This is a genomic window from Oceanobacillus kapialis, assembly GCF_044790185.1.
GTDB lineage: Bacteria > Bacillota > Bacilli > Bacillales > Amphibacillaceae > Oceanobacillus_B > Oceanobacillus_B kapialis.
Genome location: NZ_CP085256.1, coordinates 30,316 through 46,641 on the forward strand (window position 1 = coordinate 30,316; position 16,326 = coordinate 46,641).

Genomic DNA, 16,326 nt, shown 5'->3' on the forward strand with positions numbered 1-16,326 from the left:
CAATGGCTTATCTGTACCTATTATAAGGGCTCTCTCCGACTAATGGGCTAATTCACCGAAACTTTTATCTAATCACTTTAAAAAATTCTGTGAATGTTCTAAAATAAGGGTTAGTTACCTAAATCTTTTAACAATTCGAATCGTTAAATGCAATCGTTTACAAAAAACTGAATGCTGGGGTGATTGGATGGATATGCAGAAAGTACCGTCAAGAGAAGGGGATCATAATTTAAAGGATTATGAGCAAGTGAAGCAAAATTTTTCTTGGGATAAAGTAAAAGGTAACTTTTCTTGGCATGAAACAGGAAAGGTGAATGCAGCTTATGAAGCGATTGACCGCCATGCTGAGGACCCGCAAAAGCAAAATAAGACAGCCCTCTTATATACTGCTCCGGGCAGAGAGGAGAGATTAACCTTTGGGGAGCTGCGCAATCTAAGTAATAGGTTTGCTAATGTGTTAAAAAAGCATGACGTCAATAAGGGCGATCGCGTGTTTCTCTTTATGCCGCGCAGTCCGGAATTTTATGCTGCATTTTTCGGTATTTTAAAGGTTGGGGCAATTGCTGGTCCTTTGTTTGAGGCATTTATGGAGCAAGCTGTACGTGATAGATTACAGGATAGTGAGGCAAAGGTGTTAATTACAACGCCTGACTTGCTAGAGCGTGTCCCACAGGATGATTTACCGAGTCTTGAAAAGATTGTCTTAGTCGGTGAAGGTGAGAAAAGCGCGCCTGTATATGTGGATTATGAAAAAGAAATGGAGCAGGCATCTGATGCTTTTTCCATTGAGTGGGTAGATCTGGAAGACGGCATGCTCTTGCATTACACTTCTGGTTCAACTGGTAAGCCAAAAGGTGTTTACCATGTCCATAATGCGATGATTCAGCATTATGCTACAGCAGAGTGGGTGCTTGATCTGAAACAGGATGACATTTATTGGTGTACGGCTGATCCTGGCTGGGTAACAGGCACAAGCTATGGAATTTTTGCGCCATGGTTGCATGGTATAACCAATGTTATAAGAGGAGGAAGATTCTCTCCTGAGGATTGGTACGGCACAATTGAGAAGCATGAAGTGAGTGTATGGTATACTGCTCCTACAGCTTTACGTATGCTCGTAAGTGCTGGTGCTGATGTTGCAAATAAGTTTGCATTATCCTCCTTGCGTCACATCTTAAGTGTTGGAGAGCCACTAAATCCTGAAGTGGTTACATGGGGATTAAAAGCATTTGATCTGCGGATTCACGATACGTGGTGGATGACAGAAACAGGGGCCATTTTAATTGCGAATATTCCTTCAGAAGAGATTCGGCCAGGGTCTATGGGGAAACCTGTCCCAGGGATTGAAGCTGCGATCATCGATAACGAAGGAAACGAAGTACCGGCAAAGCAAATGGGGAATCTTGCCATTAAGGAAGGCTGGCCATCAATGATGCGGGCAGTCTGGAACAATCCAAGCAAATTTGAAAGTTATTTCATCAACGGCTGGTATGTTTCCGGTGACAGTGCCTATAAGGATGAGGACGGTTATTTCTGGTTCCAGGGGCGTTTGGATGATGTCATTAATACCTCTGGTGAACGTGTTGGCCCGTTTGAGGTAGAGAGTAAGCTTATTGAGCATGAGGCAATAGCTGAAGCAGGTGTCATAGGAAAACCGCATCCGGAACGCGGAGAGATTATAAAAGCCTTCATTACCTTAAATGATGGATATAAGGAATCTGAAGAATTGCTTGAAGATATTCGCCAATTTGTAAAAACAGGTTTAAGTGCACATGCGGCACCAAGAGAAATAGAAGTAAAGGATGCTATTCCTAAAACGCGAAGTGGTAAGATTATGCGTAGGCTTCTAAAATCATGGGAGCTTGGCCTGCCGACAGGCGATACATCAACATTAGAAGAATAATCAATGAAAACACGAGGTGTGTGTACCTCGTGTTTTTTGCGGTAATTACCCATGCAGAATGTTTTATTTTCAACAAAATGGGAACATCTATTTATGTAATACTACTAAAAGGAGCGGATAATTCATGGGTAAAAAAATCGCAACAGTGCTTACAAACATGTTTGAAGATGTAGAATACACGGATCCAGCTAAAGCATTTAAAGATGCTGGCCATGAAGTAGTTACCATTGAAAAGGAAAAAGGTGCTAAAGTTACAGGGAAAAATAATGAAGAAACTGTAACAGTGGATTATGGCATTGATGATGTAAATCCAAGCGATTTCGATGCATTATTCATCCCAGGTGGTTTTTCACCAGACCAATTACGTGCAGATGATCGTTTTGTGAAGTTTGCTAAACACTTTATGGATGAAAAGAAACCGGTATTCGCAATCTGCCACGGTCCACAGCTACTCATTACAGCAAAAACATTAGAAGGACGCAAAGCAACAGGCTTTAAGTCCATTCAGGTTGATATGGAGTATGCTGGTGCAACAGTGGTGGATGAGGAAGTAGCAGTATGCCAGAATCAGCTGGTTACAAGCCGTCAGCCAGATGATATCCCGGCATTTAACCGCGAATCCCTAAACCTTTTAAAATAATAGAAGTTAACTAAGATGGGCTGGAACGTTACGTTCCAGCCCTTTTAAGTATGCAATCACTAAAAAAGTAAGGAGATCTCAGGTCATATTCTAACTTTCCCCATAATCGTTCGAAAAGCCATGCGGTTAACCCTTCTCGTACATCTATTTTTGGACAGGAAACTATACTATTTTTTCTATATCAAATTGATCGTTGAGTAAGAGCCAATTTTGCGGGAAGGACAGGCCTAGCTTCCAATAGGCGATGCCTCGTAAATCTAGTTCTTTAATTAAATTAAACTTTGCCTGAATCGATCTGGCATCCTCAAACCATACTTCATGCTGATTTCCTTCATTATCTGTATAGATGAAAAAGGGTGCTTGTGATCCCGGATCAAATTGTATTTCTGCATTATTCTCTCTGGCAATTGTAATAGCTTGCTGGGGGCTTACTGCACGTGCTGCCTCTCCGCCTTCTTCATATGGAAGTGTCCAATCATACCCATACAAATTCTGTCCAAGCATAATTTTTTCAGCAGGCATTTCAGTTAGCGCATATTCCACTACACGTCTTACTTCATCCAAAGGAGAAACTGCTAGAGGCGGTCCGTAGCTATAGCCCCACTCATAGGTCATCAGGACAACAAAGTCTGCAATTTCGCCATGTGCAGCGTAATCATGTGCTTCGTACCATTGTCCGGATTGTGTTCCACTTGTTTTGGGAGCAAGTGCAGTAGACATCATTAAACCCGCTTGAGAAAAGCGCTCCTTTGCCCTCCGTAAAAATGTATTATAGGCTTCCCTATCCTCCGCACGAAGAAATTCAAAATCAAAGTGAACATCTGTGTATCCGACTTCCTCTGCTACATTTACGATGCTGTCCAGCAAGGTATTTTGAACTGCCTGCACGGTTAATATAATACGGCCGAGCTCTGCGCTAAAAGCTCCTTCTTCAAGATTCGTTACCACAAGCATTAGGGCGGTATTATTTTCTGCAGCAATATCTGTTAAGCCATTAAGTGGTGGAGGTGTTAAGGTACCATCTCGGTTTACGTTGTAACTGAAAATAGAAAGATACGTTAAATAGGGTGAATTTTTTCTTGCAGCGGTTTCTAATGTTTGTGAGACTGTGTCGCCCATCGGCTCAATGTATGCGGCGGATTGAATACTTCTCTGTGGCTGCTGAGGGATGTATAGGCGGAATCCTACTGGAAGAACATTCCCAATAGGAAATTGGTTGATTTGGGCCAGCTCCTCTGGTGTTGTATTAAATCGTTGAGCAATTGAAAACAGGCTGTCACCTGGTTGAACGAAGTAAAAGCGGCCAATTATTGGGATTACTAACGCCTGCCCTACAACAAGGTTATTTGGTGCATCCAGTTCATTTGCTTCTGTTATGGCAGCGATTGAAGTGCTATATGTATTTGCTATTTCATACAAGGTCTGTCCTTGTTCGACCACGTGAATTTGCATAAAAATCCCCTCCTTCATAGATGTCCTACTGACAAAATATGAAGAAGGGGGTTCTTTTATGCTATTAGAATGGTTCGATATCTGCTTTCATTACAGATTCCATTAGATACAGGGCATAATCGTTTGTTTGCTTGTCTTCAGAAGCCATGCAGTTCTTAGGAATTTGTAAATCAAATTTATACATATGCGCATCCTTAGCTGTAAACAAGATACAAATGTCACCGGCAAAACCGGAAATAATTAAGTGGTTTTTACCAAGTTCTGTTAACAGCGCCTGAAGAGGAGTCTGGAAAAACCCGGAATGCTGTGGTTTAATAAGAAAATAATCATCCTCGTCTGGTCCAATCGCGTCGATTATTTCTTGGCTTTTTTCATTCTGACAGAAGTCTGTTATTTTCTTGAAATCTGCCTGCCAAAAACCGTAATGATCGTTTATATAAATAATTGGTAGATCATTCTCTTTGGCATATTGACGCAGTCTTTTCATATTCGGTAAAACTTCTTTTGTATTGGCGAGTAGATCGTCGCCACCATCAAAGTCGAAGTGGTTTATAATATCTACAAATAATACAGCTGTATTATCAAGTGACGCTTTCATAAAATAGCAGCTCCTTTTTACGACATATTTTATGTATTGCCTATTTGAATTATTTCAAACTTAAGAAGGTGTTATGTATGAACATGGATGAAAAGTATATGTATGAGGCAATGAAACAAGCAAAAAAGGCAGGAGCTAAAAGGGAGGTACCCATTGGTGCTGTCATTGTTTTTCAAGATGAGGTCATAGCTACTGGTTTTAACGAACGCGAGGCCTCTCAAACTACGTTGTCACATGCAGAGCTCATTGCAATAGAGGAAGCAAATAAAAAAATTGGAAGTTGGCGCTTAGAAGACTGCACCCTCTATGTGACACTGGAGCCATGTCCTATGTGCGCTGGAGCCATTGTGCAGTCACGGATTAAACGGGTTGTATATGGTGCGCCTGATCCAAAAGCAGGCTGTGCAGGTACGTTGATGAATTTATTAGAGGAGGAACGCTTTAACCATCAGGTTGAGGTGACTAGTGGTGTGTTGGAAGAGGAATGTGGTTCTCTGTTGCGTGATTTCTTTCGTGGGCTAAGAAAACAAAAGAGAAATGAGAAGGATTAATTGATTTTGATCTATTCCCATATTTTTGCATAGGACAAGCATTGCATTCTATTAAGAAAGTCGTTATAATAAGTAATGTCGTGCTAAGCGGGGAGGTAGCGGTGCCCTGTACTCGCAATCCGCTATAGCGAGGCCGAATTCCCATCCTAGGTTTGGCGACTTTATGGTCTGCCCTAAGGGATTGGTGTTGACGTCCAGGTCCTGCGCAACAGGGACCCACGAACCCTGTCAGGTCCGGAAGGAAGCAGCAGTAAGTGGTTATCTCTGTGTGCCGCGGGGACGCCTGGGCTGAGCCATGAACTTAGGTAACGCATAGGGTTGTCAAATCAACGATGGGTGCACGGCATACATAAATAAGAAAGCCTTCAATCCATTATGGATTGAAGGCTTTCTTTATGTTCACCTTTCGTTCTATGCTTTTCATCTTACTCAGCTTTGTATCCATCGACAACAAGATCTAGTTTTCCTGTGTCTGGGTTAATGACTAGTCCATGCACCGGGACATCGGTTGGTAATAATGGATGATTGTTAACGGTGGAAACACTATGTTTTACACTTTCTTCCACATCATCAAAACCTTTTAGAAATTCTTCAAAATCTATACCGGAATACTGGAGTGTATCTAGTTTTTCCTCTGTTATGCCACGATCCTTCATTTTCTGAAGGGTTTTATCTACTTGAATTCCAGCCATGCCACAGTCATGGTGTCCGACGACGCAAATTTCGTCAATGCCTAGCTCGTAAACACCAACCAAAATACTACGCATGATACTGCCAAAAGGATGGGAAACAAGGGCCCCTGCTGTTTTCAAAATTTTAACATCGCCATTCCTAACATTCATTGCCTTTGGCAAAAGCTCAACTAATCTGGTATCCATACAGGCTAGAATTAATAAACGTTTATTAGGAACTTTGCCACGCTGATAGGCTTCATATTCTTTATTAGCTACAAATTCTTCATTATAGGATAAAATATCTTGTAAAATAGTCATTATTAGTCTCCTTCAAGCAAGTTTGTATATATTATATAGGAAAATAGGAAGCAGGCAAAACAGAATTAACTAGAAGAAAAATAGAGATGACTATAGTGAGTCAGGCACGAGTTCATTTATTAATTTACCATGGTTCAAAATTTGAACCATGGCAGGCAGTCTTCCAATTAACCATAGACCCCTTTTCCTGTAAAAATAAGCACCCCTACCTTTTGTTCGTAATTCTTCGCTCGCTATGGTTCACATTCACCCTGTAAATAGAGTATAATTAAAAAGAGATCATAGAGGGGATTTTTATTATGAGCTATCAGGCATTGTATCGCGTTTGGCGTCCCAGAAAATTTCAGGACGTCGTCGGACAAACACATATTACACGTACACTTCAAAATGCGATTGTGCAGGAGAAGTTTTCGCATGCTTATGTATTCTCTGGGCCACGTGGGACAGGGAAAACAAGTGCTGCAAAGATTTTTGCCAAAACAATAAACTGTGAACAGGCGCCTGTAAAGGAACCCTGTAATGAATGCGCGGCATGTCGCGGGATTCAGGATGGGTCTATCTCAGATGTTATTGAAATTGACGCTGCCTCCAACACAAGTGTGGAGGATATCCGTGATATAAGGGATAAGGTAAAGTACGCGTCCAGCTCTGTTCCTTATAAAGTATATATAATCGATGAAGTGCATATGATCTCTACGAATGCTTTTAATGCCCTCTTAAAAACACTTGAAGAGCCACCAAAGCATGTAGTCTTTATTCTTGCAACAACAGAGCCACACAAGATTCCGCTAACCATTCTCTCAAGATGCCAAAGGTTTGATTTTAAGCCAATTACGAATACAGCGATTGTGGAACGTATGCAATCAATTGTAGAAGCGGAAGGGATTGCTGTTTCTCAGGAAGCATTGGATACCGTCGCCCTCGCTGCAGAAGGCGGAATGCGTGATGCCTTAAGCATCCTTGATCAAGCCATTTCCTATAGTGAGGAGAAGGTAGAACTGGAGGATGTCCTTGCTGTTACAGGCGGAGTGTCTCAACAGATCATGACCGATATAGTGCAATCCATGTATCAACAAGATGTACAGCATGCATTGAAGCAGTTGGACGAATTAATTAGCCGAGGGAAGGACCCAGGCCGTTTTGTCTATGACATGATTTACTTCCTGCGTGATCTTCTGTTGTTCAAAAGCGCCCCAGCCCTTGAGGGATTGTTAGAGCGAGCAAGAACAGATGAAAGTTTTACTTCTCTGGCAGAAGCTGTTTCCATTCAGTGGGTACGGCAGGCGATTATGGAAATGAATCAATGCCAGCAAGAAATGAAGTGGACGAACAGTCCGAAAGTATTTATTGAAATCGCTATTCTATCACTCACAAATGCCCCGCAACAGGTAGAGGGTCCCGTTGGGGAAAAGCAGGCTGACTCTGAGGCGGTTATGAAACTGACGAGTAAGCTCGCGACTTTAGAGAAGGAAGTAGCTGCATTAAAACAAAACCCTCCAGCTGCTGCGCAGGCTGCTGCTCCTAGAGAACAGCGGAGACCGCAAGCCAGGGCTACGAAAAACAGCTATAAAATTCCGAATGAGCGTATTCGAGATGTATTAAAGCAGGCTGAAAAAGCAGCTTTAAAAAATGTGCACGGTCAATGGGCCAATTTCCTTTCCAGACTTAAATCATCAAATGCTCCAGCTCATGCTACCATACAGGATAGCAAGCCAGTCGCAGCTTCAGATCAGGCGATTGTTGTTGCGTTTAAGTACGAGATTCACTGCTCTTTATTCCTTGATAACAGAGAAACGGTGGAATCCGTGCTGGCAAGTGTGCTGAGCAAGCAGCTGACTATCATTCCGATACCAGAGATGAACTGGCAGGAAATTAGAGCAGATTATTTAAGTAAGCAAGAAAAGAGTAATGATTCAGAGGAACCCCAGGTTGATCCACTTGTAGAGGAAGCCAGAAAGCTCGTTGGAGATGATCTGATTGAAATACATGATTAGCTTTACTAAAGTTTGGTAAGATAATGCTAGCAAGTTTAAATTAAAGGAGGCGTTTTTCCATGAAAGGTATGGGAAATATGGGCGGAATGATGAAACAAATGCAAAAGATGCAAAAGAAAATGATGCAGGCACAGGATGAGCTGCATGAAATGACGTTTGAAGCGTCAGCAGGTGGTGGAATGGTTACTGTTTTTGCAAATGGTAAAAAAGAAATCACAGACGTGCAGATTAAGGAAGAAGTTGTAGATCCAGATGATATTGAAATGCTTCAGGATTTAATTCTTACTGCAACAAATGATGTGCTTAAACAAATTGAAGATAAAACGAATGACACGATGGGACAATTTACTAAAGGATTAAATATGCCTGGAATGTTCTAGTTTTAACCAGAACTGCCACCTTTGAAGCGAGGTGGCAGCATGCTGGCCAACTGGTAAGGAATGGATAAGCATCTATTAATCCAAGTCCTTGCTTGTGTGTCGCTTCTAGGAGGAAAATGATGTATTATCCAGAACCAATTTCTAAACTAATTGACAGTTTTACAAAATTGCCGGGGATTGGACCGAAGACAGCTGTCCGACTGGCATTTTTTGTTTTGAATATGAAAGAAGATGACGTGATGGATTTTGCCAAGGCTCTCGTAAATGCCAAACGTGAATTAACGCATTGTTCGGTATGTGGCCACATTACGGACCAGGATCCATGCTCCATCTGTCAGGATACATCAAGAGACGGATCGATTATTTGCGTGGTTCAGGACCCTAAGGATGTTATCGCAATGGAAAAGATGAAGGAATTCCATGGTAAATATCATGTTTTACATGGGGCAATTTCTCCAATGGACGGAATTGGCCCAGAAGATATTAATGTACCAGACTTGATCAACCGTCTTAAAGATGAAGAGGTGAAAGAGCTTATACTTGCGACAAACCCTAATATTGAGGGAGAGGCAACCGCAATGTATATCTCCCGCCTTGTTAAACCATCAGGAGTGCGTACAACACGTATTGCCCATGGGTTGCCAGTCGGAGGCGATCTAGAATATGCGGATGAAGTAACCTTATCGAAGGCACTGGAAGGCAGAAGAGATTTGTAGGGGATTAGGTGGGACACATGGCAAAAAAGATTAAAAAGAGCGATATAGATGAGCAATTATTGAATTCAATTTTCAGGTTGGAAAGCGAATGGAAGCATATTTCTTCATTGCTTGACCAAAGCATTGAAAGACCGGCACATGCAGTAAACAGAGAAGCCCTTGCCCAGGCAAACTATTTATTCTTACTCCGAGAGGCAAGGCATCGAAAAATCAGTGCCATGAGCTACCGCTAACCACAAAGAGTCTCACAGAATAGCAAATTAATATTTTGTATAGGCAAGGGAATCCGTCAGGAACCTTGTCTTTTTATTTAGTCAGAGCTTTGGGTCGTGATTGCATAGAAAAGGCTTCGACTCTAATAATAAGGTTCTTTTTTGCCCTCTTTTTTCATATGTACTAAAGAGTGGACAAGGAGGGAATTAGGTTGAGTTCTACAATTGTTATATCAATCATGGTTGCACTTATTATCGTTTTGTTACTAGTGGGAGCCCCTATCAAACCAATGCGTTTTTTGGCACAGGGGACAGTAAAACTGGGAATTGGGATTTTATTTTTGTTCTTTTTCAATGTATTTGGTGGCGCCATTGGCCTGCACATTCCAATTAATGCATTTACCGTAATGGTGTCTGGGTTTTTAGGTTTGTTTGGACTAGGCTCATTAGCGGCCATTCATTTGTTCATTCTTCCGTAAATGTAATAGTGAAAGTTACAGAGCTGTCCTTGGTTAAAGCATTATTTAGCTAGGGCAGCTTTTCTATTTAACTAAAAGGCTTGACGCTACTCCACTTTCCAGACTATTATATGAATATAAAATAATATTATTCATATATTCAAATTGGGGTGGTAAGATGCCGAAGTTCAGGCAAAAGGAAAAGGAGTGGATCAATCAAGAGCTCCTGCAAAAGGGGAGAGACTTGTTTGCCAAAAGGGGCCTTAAGAAAACGAGTATCTCTGACATAACGAAGGCAGTAGGGATTGCCCAAGGTTCCTTTTACAACTTCTATGCAAGTAAGGAAGAACTTTACCTTGATATTCTAGAACAAGAAGAAGAGAAGATAAGAGAACAGCTTATCCTGCCTTTTTTCCAGTCTAGTCCAATTACCAGAAAAAGCTTTAAAGCATTTTTATTGCAAGCATTCTCGGTCATGGAAACCAATGAATTTATTCGTCAGTTATTTGCGGAAGGTGTTATGGAGTCTTTAATAAGGAAATTACCGCAGGAAAAAGTTGCACATCTTACAAGCAGTGATATGGATTTCTTCACCCCACTGATTAAAAAAATACAAATGCAGGGAGCAATCATAGAAGAAGACACTGAGGTGATCATTCAATTATTACGTATGGTCTTCTTACTATTTTTGCAAAAAGAGCACATCGGGGAGCAACGTTTTGAGGAAACAATGGAGTTACTCGTTACATTTATTTCGAATGGCTTAATAAAGGAGCAGGAGAAATGATAGATGTGAAGGATTTGTGTTTTACCTATCCAGGGCGTAAGGAACCAACATTAAAAGGGATGGACTTCTCCATAGAACAAGGAGAGATATTTGGATTCCTGGGGCCCTCTGGTGCTGGGAAAAGTACTGCCCAGAAGATTCTAATTGGGATGTTAAAAAACTATCAAGGAACCGTGCGTATTTTTGAGCAGGAGGTGAACGAGGTAAAACGCTCCTATTATGAAAAAATTGGGGTTGCTTTTGAGTTTCCTAATTTCTATCAGCGACTTACGGCAATGGAGAACCTCTCTTTATTCCGTAACCTCTACACAGGCGAAACCTGTGAACCAGAGCAATTGCTTACAGAGATGGAGCTAATGGAAGCCGCTAAGGTGAAGGTGTCCGCTTATTCTAAGGGAATGAAAATGAGGCTGAATTTATGTAGAGCATTATTAAATAAACCGGATATTCTTTTCCTTGATGAGCCAACATCAGGCTTGGATCCCCTTAATGCTAAAAAGGTTAAAGACAAAATTAGGAGCTTAAACAAAGAAGGGAAGACAATTCTCATTACCACACACAATATGAGTACGGCTGATGAGATTTGTGACAGAGTGGCTTTTATAGTGGATGGGAGAATTGCATTAATTGATTCACCAAGAAACCTAAAAGTGCTGCATAACACGAAGAAAGTACGCGTGGAGTATCGTGAAAAAGATCAAAGCTTAGAAACAAATGAATTTGACTTACATAAAATTGGCACAAATAATGAGTTTTTATCCATACTACAAACAAATAATGTAGAGACCATCCATACCCAGGAGGCAACACTTGAAGATATATTTATTCGTGTGACTGGCAGGGGGCTAAAATGAGATTCCATGCTGCTTTTCTCTACGACATTAAAATACAGCATCGCCATGGGCTTTACGCTACCTATATACTTGTTAGTATGTTTTATATTATCGCCCTCCATCAGATTCCGGAACAATTTAGAGAGATAGCTGGGCTTTTGATTACCTTTTCCGATCCGGGCGTGTTAGGTTTTTTCTTTATTGGTGGACTCGTACTTTTGGAGCGGAACCAAAATATTTTAGACAATCTTTTCATAACACCCTACAAAGTGGAAGAATATATTCTTTCCAAAGCATTATCCCTAACCGTATTGTCGGTTCTAACAAGCTTTATCATTCATATAAGTGTCTTTGGGCTTTCTCAACATTTAATCCTGTTCCTGCTAGGGGTATTTATGACCTCGATGTTTTTTACCATTCTTGGACTTGGGGTGGCGGTTCGCTGTCATACATTAAACGGCTTCTTTCTCATGTCCTCCAGTTATAGCCTGATTTTTTTACTCCCATTACTAGAATTGGTGGGTAGCGATACTATATTCTTTATGCTTTTGCCAACCAAAGGGGCCTTACTTTTAATGGGGTCTGTGTTTTTTCCAATCCATGCAATCGAGGCACTTTATGCTATAGGTATTTTGATAGGATGGAATATCGTAGCTTTTCTATGGGCGAGAAAGTCTTTTTATAAACTGATTATGTATAAAGCTGGTGGAGGCAAAACATTATGAGTGCTCTCTATTATTTAATAAAATCCGATATGAAGCAAATATACAGGGACCCGATGTTATTGATTTCGCTTGTAGGACCTTTCTTGTTAATTCTATTTGTTCGATTCATGATACCTTTTGCTGTGGTGGAATATGATTTATCAGCCTATAACGAACTTCTGGCAAGCTTCTTTATTCTTTTAATTCCTTTAATAGTTGGCATTATGGCTGGGTTTATGATGTTAGATGAGCGGGATGAGAGCATGATTGATTTTTTTGCCGTGACTCCTTTACGTAAACAGGGCTACCTCTGTTACCGCTTGTTGCTACCTGGCGTGTTAACGGTGCTGTATGGAGTTTTGTATTTAGAGTGGGCAAGTCCAGTATCTCTATCTGTATCGGCAACTTCCTTGGTAATACCGTTGATTGCGATGGGGGCTCCCATTATAAGTCTATGTCTTGTGGCCATGGCTGCAAATAAAATTGAAGGCTTAGCGTTATCTAAAGGTGTTGGGTTGCTCGTATTCATTCCAATTGTAATTTATTTTGTACCAGGGCCCTTGCACTTTGTGGGAGGGATCCTCCCTACCTTTTGGGCAGCCAAGCTGTTTTTTGTAGAGGCTAGTAATTTGAGTGTTGTCCTTTTAATTGGATGTTTGGGAGTTCTAATAAACGTTTTATGTATCCTCTTCCTAACCAAGCGATTTCTTAGAAAAACAGATTAATAGCATTTCATTTTTTCAAAGATTTCTTGTATATCTTTCGTTAGATTCGGAGATACTAGTTTCTAACGGAGGTGGGGAGATGGAACAAGCGACATATTTACAGCGCTGTGGAATTTGTGAAGAAGAAAAGGCAAGAGGTATCCATTTATACACGACGTTCATTTGTACCGAATGCGAGCATAATATGATACACACAGAACCGCGGGAAGAGAAATATAACTATTATGTAAAGAAACTAAAAAACGCAACCAAACCAAAACTATATTCATAGATACATAAGTCTTTGCTTCGGGCAAAGGCTTTTTTGTTTGTGGTAATATTAAATAAAAGCCAGGACGTAACGTATAAAAAAGGAGCTTTCTACCATGAATCAGCGATTAACCCCTTTATATCAAACCCTACAACAATTTAGCCAACATGATCCCATCTCGTTCCATGTGCCAGGGCACAAAAACGGGGTTGTTTTTCCGGAAACAGCAAGAAGCTTCTACAATGCTATTTTAAAATTAGATATGACTGAGTTACCTGGACTGGATGATTTGCATGCACCTGAAGGGCCGATCGCAGAGGCACAAAACCTTGCAGCAGAATATTTTCAGGCAGACCATACGTATTTTCTTGTAGGTGGAAGTACAGCAGGGAATTTGGCCATGATTATGGCTGCTTGTTCAACTGGAGATAAAGTGATTGTGCAGCGTAATAGCCATAAATCGATTATGAATGCGCTGGAATTGAGGGGCGCTGACCCTGTTTTCATTTCTCCGCAATACGAGAAGGAGGTAGACCGTTTTACGAATCCAAACGAAACTACCCTCGTGGCGGCACTTCAGAAACACCCAGATGCAAAGGCTTTGATCCTGACTTATCCGGATTATTTCGGGAAAACCTATCCCCTCAAGGAAATGATTGAACTTGCGCATGATTACCATATTCCTGTACTGGTCGACGAGGCACACGGTGTGCATTTCTCACTGGGAGAACCGTTCCCCGCAAGTGCTTTAACGTTAGGAGCGGATGTGGTCGTACAATCTGCACACAAAATGGCACCTGCTATGACGATGGCATCTTTTCTTCATCATAAATCTTCTATCGTATCAAAGGAGAGATTGTCCCATTATTTGCAGCTATTACAATCCAGTAGTCCTTCGTATCCATTGATGGCCTCCTTGGATATTGCCAGATCATTTCTGGCAACGATATCCTCTGAGAATAGGGTGGCTATCATGAAAAGTGTAGAGAAGGTAAAGGCTCTTTTCCAAGAGGCGGATAGTTGGACAATTGTTCCTGCCGAGGACCCGTTAAAAATGACGTTACACGTGAAACATTCTGCCAGAAAAGTTGCAAAATTGTTCGAACAACAGAACATCTATCCAGAATTTCATACAGATAACCAACTTTTGTTTATTCACGGTTTAGCACCATTTCAACAGATTGAAACATTGAAAAAAGCTATAAAAACAGTTGATGAGCAATTAAAAAAAAGTCGAATGCATGATACAATAGATATAGTGCCGTTTTTAGCGGGGCTTGAATCAATAACTGAGCTGGCAATTCCTTATACAAAAATGGAACGGTTGGAAACAAGGCATGTGTCTTTTCAGGAGGCACCGGGACATATAGCGGCAGAAGCTGTTATTCCGTATCCGCCGGGAATACCGCTTATACTTAAGGGAGAGCGTATTACAAAAAAACAGCTTGAACATATAACAGAGCTCCAGAAAAATGGGGTGCGATTGCAGCAAAGGGATGCTGAAAGGATAGTCATTTTCTCAACATCAGCAGAAGGAGAAGTTTAACGTGGACGGAATTTTTATAACCTTTGAAGGCGGTGAAGGGGCTGGTAAAACCTCTCTTCTTCAACGTATAAGCAAGCATTTACGTAACCAAGGGTATGACGTATTGGCAACAAGGGAGCCTGGTGGGATCGAAATTGCCGAACAAATTAGGCAGGTTATCCTCAATCCGACTAACACGGAAATGGAGGAGCGGACAGAGGCCTTATTATATGCCGCATCCCGACGTCAACATTTGGTGGAAAAAGTATTACCCGCATTGAAAGCGGGGAAAGTAGTATTATGTGATCGTTTCATTGACAGCAGCTTGGCTTATCAGGGACATGCTAGAGGGCTGGGGATGGACGAAGTGTTCTCCATTAATCAATTTGCCATTGGCGATTGTATGCCTGATTTGACATTATTTTTTGATATCGAGCCAAACAAGGGATTGGCACGGATTGCGGCGAATAAAGATAGAGAACGGAATCGCTTGGATTTGGAAACGATTCAATTTCACGAACAAGTTTATGAAGCCTATCATATTCTAGTGAAAAGATTTCCACGCCGTATCCAGGCGATTAATGCCGACCAGCCGATGGAAGCTGTTGAAAATGAGGCGATGGAACGTATTATTACATTACTAAAAAATGAAGCGTAAAGGGGGTTACGTATAATGAAATTGCTAATCGCAGTCATTCAGGACAAAGATTCTAACCGTCTGGTGGATGCTCTGGGGGAAGAGAATTTTAAAACAACCAAGCTTGCAACGACTGGTGGATTTCTAAAAGAGGGAAATACAACGCTTATGATAGGTTGTCAGGACGACTATGTAGATGAAGCTTTACGTATTATTAAAGACAACTGCTCGCACCGTGAGCAGATGGTCGCGCCGATTTCTCCAATGGGAGGAAATGCCGACTCCTATATCCCGAAGCCGGTTAAAGTTGAAGTTGGCGGTGCGACAGTATTTATTCTGCCAATTGAATCCTTCTATCAATTTTAACTAATGCGTATTTGTCTTTAGTGGCAATGATGTTGATAACAAGCAACCCCATTATGAAATAATGAGACGGCCAGCGATAAGTATCTGGACGCTGGTCGTTACCATTCTTTTAAGGAATTTAGATTAAAGGGACTGATTTTATGAAGATTGGCCAGGAAATACGGACACAAGCAGAGCCGAATTATACCCGAACGAGTGTAGCAGAATCTCAATCGTTCCAGCAAAGCCTTCGGTCCCAAACCCAAAGTATGAAGCAGCAAGAATTACAGCAGTTAATGAAAAATATTACGCTACAAGGAGATAAGCTGGCACGTTTCCGTTCTTTTCGTGATCTCGCTAAATTTAAGCGGATGGTGAAAAGCTTCCTCCAAGAAACCGTATCAAGCGGGCTAGACCTGGAGCATTCGCATAGCTTCGGATTTGATGGTCAAAATCGAAAGCTTTCCATCGTAAAGCAGGTGGATGAAAAATTATTAGAGCTAACAGAAGAAATAATGAATAGAGAAAAAAAGACAGTAGATATCCTTGGATTAATTGGTGAAATTAAAGGACTATTGATTAATATATATACGTAAAGCTACACCATCAATAAGGGAGTGAATG

At 41.2% G+C, this 16,326-nt stretch carries 20 protein-coding genes and 1 other RNA gene; 18 read left to right on the forward strand and 3 right to left on the reverse strand.

Annotated elements, in window-relative coordinates; translation table 11 throughout:
- The first annotated feature begins 187 nt into the window (after positions 1-187).
- Together acsA and LG273_RS00155 are read left to right on the forward strand one after the other, a co-directional pair.
- A complete protein-coding gene (gene acsA, locus LG273_RS00150) occupies positions 188-1,903 on the forward strand; it encodes an acetate--CoA ligase (RefSeq protein ID WP_379560784.1) in 1,716 nt (571 codons plus the stop codon).
- Between the two features lie 124 nt (positions 1,904-2,027).
- Positions 2,028-2,543, forward strand: a complete 516-nt coding sequence (locus tag LG273_RS00155; RefSeq protein WP_379560783.1) for a type 1 glutamine amidotransferase domain-containing protein — start codon at positions 2,028-2,030, stop codon at positions 2,541-2,543.
- Positions 2,544-2,705: 162 nt separating this feature from the next.
- Here the strand turns inward: LG273_RS00155 and LG273_RS00160 are convergent, their stop codons facing one another.
- Together LG273_RS00160 and LG273_RS00165 are read right to left on the reverse strand one after the other, a co-directional pair.
- Positions 2,706-3,995, reverse strand: coding sequence for a glycosyl hydrolase family 18 protein (locus tag LG273_RS00160; protein WP_404456926.1), 1,290 nt, complete (start codon positions 3,993-3,995; stop codon positions 2,706-2,708).
- Positions 3,996-4,059: 64 nt separating this feature from the next.
- Positions 4,060-4,593: an isochorismatase family cysteine hydrolase gene (locus LG273_RS00165; protein WP_404456929.1), complete on the reverse strand. Its 534-nt coding sequence runs from the start codon at positions 4,591-4,593 to the stop codon at positions 4,060-4,062.
- Positions 4,594-4,670: 77 nt separating this feature from the next.
- Between LG273_RS00165 and tadA the strand changes: the two genes are divergently transcribed.
- A complete protein-coding gene (gene tadA / locus LG273_RS00170) occupies positions 4,671-5,144 on the forward strand; it encodes a tRNA adenosine(34) deaminase TadA (RefSeq protein WP_404456932.1) in 474 nt (157 codons plus the stop codon).
- 78 nt (positions 5,145-5,222) lie between these two features.
- Positions 5,223-5,488, forward strand: an RNA gene (gene ffs / locus LG273_RS00175) — signal recognition particle sRNA large type.
- An 81-nt stretch (positions 5,489-5,569) separates the two neighbouring features.
- Here the strand turns inward: ffs and LG273_RS00180 are convergent.
- Complete coding sequence (locus tag LG273_RS00180; RefSeq protein ID WP_404456935.1) at positions 5,570-6,136, reverse strand: beta-class carbonic anhydrase; 567 nt, start codon at positions 6,134-6,136, stop codon at positions 5,570-5,572.
- Between the two features lie 299 nt (positions 6,137-6,435).
- Between LG273_RS00180 and dnaX the strand changes: the two genes are divergently transcribed.
- From dnaX to LG273_RS00250, 14 genes are all read left to right on the forward strand, one after another.
- On the forward strand, positions 6,436-8,130 hold the full coding sequence (gene dnaX, locus LG273_RS00185) for a DNA polymerase III subunit gamma/tau (RefSeq protein WP_404456938.1): 1,695 nt from the start codon (positions 6,436-6,438) through the stop codon (positions 8,128-8,130).
- A 59-nt stretch (positions 8,131-8,189) separates the two neighbouring features.
- Positions 8,190-8,510, forward strand: a complete 321-nt coding sequence (locus LG273_RS00190; RefSeq protein WP_379560776.1) for a YbaB/EbfC family nucleoid-associated protein — start codon at positions 8,190-8,192, stop codon at positions 8,508-8,510.
- 119 nt (positions 8,511-8,629) lie between these two features.
- The gene (gene recR / locus LG273_RS00195; protein WP_379560775.1) at positions 8,630-9,226 is read left to right on the forward strand and encodes a recombination mediator RecR; all 597 of its coding nucleotides are present in this window, start codon (positions 8,630-8,632) and stop codon (positions 9,224-9,226) included.
- A gap of 17 nt (positions 9,227-9,243) precedes the next feature.
- Positions 9,244-9,459 (forward strand): YaaL family protein, encoded by a 216-nt coding sequence (locus LG273_RS00200; protein WP_379560774.1) that lies wholly within the window; start codon positions 9,244-9,246, stop codon positions 9,457-9,459.
- A 191-nt stretch (positions 9,460-9,650) separates the two neighbouring features.
- Positions 9,651-9,917 carry a pro-sigmaK processing inhibitor BofA family protein gene (locus LG273_RS00205; RefSeq protein ID WP_379560773.1) on the forward strand — a complete coding sequence of 89 codons (267 nt, stop codon included), beginning with the start codon at positions 9,651-9,653 and terminating at the stop codon, positions 9,915-9,917.
- Positions 9,918-10,074: 157 nt separating this feature from the next.
- Positions 10,075-10,683 carry a TetR/AcrR family transcriptional regulator gene (locus LG273_RS00210; protein ID WP_404456944.1) on the forward strand — a complete coding sequence of 203 codons (609 nt, stop codon included), beginning with the start codon at positions 10,075-10,077 and terminating at the stop codon, positions 10,681-10,683.
- Positions 10,680-11,537: an ABC transporter ATP-binding protein gene (locus LG273_RS00215; RefSeq protein ID WP_404456947.1), complete on the forward strand. Its 858-nt coding sequence runs from the start codon at positions 10,680-10,682 to the stop codon at positions 11,535-11,537. The genes LG273_RS00210 and LG273_RS00215 overlap by 4 nt, the downstream gene beginning before the upstream one ends.
- Positions 11,534-12,241, forward strand: coding sequence for an ABC transporter permease (locus LG273_RS00220; protein ID WP_404456950.1), 708 nt, complete (start codon positions 11,534-11,536; stop codon positions 12,239-12,241). The genes LG273_RS00215 and LG273_RS00220 overlap by 4 nt, the downstream gene beginning before the upstream one ends.
- A complete protein-coding gene (locus LG273_RS00225) occupies positions 12,238-12,945 on the forward strand; it encodes a hypothetical protein (RefSeq protein ID WP_404456953.1) in 708 nt (235 codons plus the stop codon). Before LG273_RS00220 ends, LG273_RS00225 begins: the two co-directional genes overlap by 4 nt.
- A gap of 79 nt (positions 12,946-13,024) precedes the next feature.
- On the forward strand, positions 13,025-13,216 hold the full coding sequence (locus LG273_RS00230) for a sigma factor G inhibitor Gin (RefSeq protein WP_379560768.1): 192 nt from the start codon (positions 13,025-13,027) through the stop codon (positions 13,214-13,216).
- A 94-nt stretch (positions 13,217-13,310) separates the two neighbouring features.
- Positions 13,311-14,741 carry an aminotransferase class I/II-fold pyridoxal phosphate-dependent enzyme gene (locus LG273_RS00235; protein WP_404456956.1) on the forward strand — a complete coding sequence of 477 codons (1,431 nt, stop codon included), beginning with the start codon at positions 13,311-13,313 and terminating at the stop codon, positions 14,739-14,741.
- A gap of 1 nt (position 14,742) precedes the next feature.
- Positions 14,743-15,378: a dTMP kinase gene (gene tmk, locus LG273_RS00240; protein ID WP_379560766.1), complete on the forward strand. Its 636-nt coding sequence runs from the start codon at positions 14,743-14,745 to the stop codon at positions 15,376-15,378.
- Positions 15,379-15,393: 15 nt separating this feature from the next.
- Positions 15,394-15,723 carry a cyclic-di-AMP receptor gene (locus LG273_RS00245; protein ID WP_379560765.1) on the forward strand — a complete coding sequence of 110 codons (330 nt, stop codon included), beginning with the start codon at positions 15,394-15,396 and terminating at the stop codon, positions 15,721-15,723.
- Positions 15,724-15,863: 140 nt separating this feature from the next.
- The gene (locus LG273_RS00250; protein WP_379560764.1) at positions 15,864-16,298 is read left to right on the forward strand and encodes a YaaR family protein; all 435 of its coding nucleotides are present in this window, start codon (positions 15,864-15,866) and stop codon (positions 16,296-16,298) included.
- Positions 16,299-16,326 lie beyond the last annotated feature (28 nt).